The organism is Leucobacter sp. OLIS6, assembly GCF_002752355.1.
Taxonomy (GTDB): Bacteria; Actinomycetota; Actinomycetes; order Actinomycetales; family Microbacteriaceae; genus Leucobacter.
This window is the reverse complement of sequence record NZ_MRAV01000022.1, coordinates 1-883: the sequence shown is the minus strand read 5'-3', so window position 1 is coordinate 883 and position 883 is coordinate 1. Positions and strand designations below refer to the sequence as shown.

Sequence of the window (883 nt, the reverse complement as noted above, 5' to 3'; positions counted from 1 at the left end):
GTTAGCAGCTCGGCTGGGTGTTCAGCACCCGGTCGCTGATCACGCCCGTGCCGCCGAGCACGACCCCGGCCTGGGGCTTGATCGTGCCCGTGATGGTGTCCTTCACCGGCTTCGGCACACAGTTCTTCATCGTGAGCATGATCGGCGCATCCTGCGCGCCCGCGACCGCGGACCCCGCGAGCGCGTCGGGGAAATCCACACCCGTGGCGAGGTACACGAGCCCGCCCTTCGTGTGCCACTGCTTCGCGATCGCGGCCGACGTCTCATACCGGGTCGCGCCGGCGAACCGCTCCACGGTCTTCCCAACACTCCGCATGGTCGACTCGATCCCGGTGCTGACCGCCCCGTTCCCGCCGGCGATGTACAGGTGTTTCGTGCCGTACTTCGCGAGGGTCGACTTCGCGGCCGCGTTCAGGTTCTTCTGCACACCATCGACGAGGATCACGGGCACCCCGGTCGCGCCCGCGGCGGACCCTGCGGACAGGGCGTCGGGGTAGTCCCGGCCGGTCGCGACGAACGCTTTCTCGGAGCCGTTCTTCCAGCCCGTCTGCGCGATCTTCACCGACGTGGCGTACCGGTCGCTCCCGGCCATGCGGATCGTTTTGACACCCATCTTCCGGATCTCGGCCTCAACCGCGGCACTGATGGCGCCGGTGCCGCCGGCGATGTACACGGTCGAGGGCTTGAGGCGTTTGATCTCGGCCTTGGTCTCCTTCACCAGGCTGGTGGGCGGGGTGAGGAGCACGGGCGCGTTCTGCTTGACGGCGAACGGGGCCGCGGACAGGGCGTCGGGGGCGAGATCACTCCGGGCGATCACGACACTCTTCGCTCCGCGCGGGTAGGAGTCCTTGGACACCTTCACTGCGGTCTCGTACCGGTTCGC

At 68.2% G+C, this 883-nt stretch carries 1 protein-coding gene; it reads right to left on the bottom strand.

Features of this window, described 5'->3' with window-relative positions:
• Position 1: 1 nt before the first annotated feature.
• A partial coding sequence (locus tag BMH31_RS15275; RefSeq protein ID WP_199081210.1) for a cell wall-binding repeat-containing protein occupies positions 2 to 883 on the bottom strand: 882 nt, incomplete at its 5' end.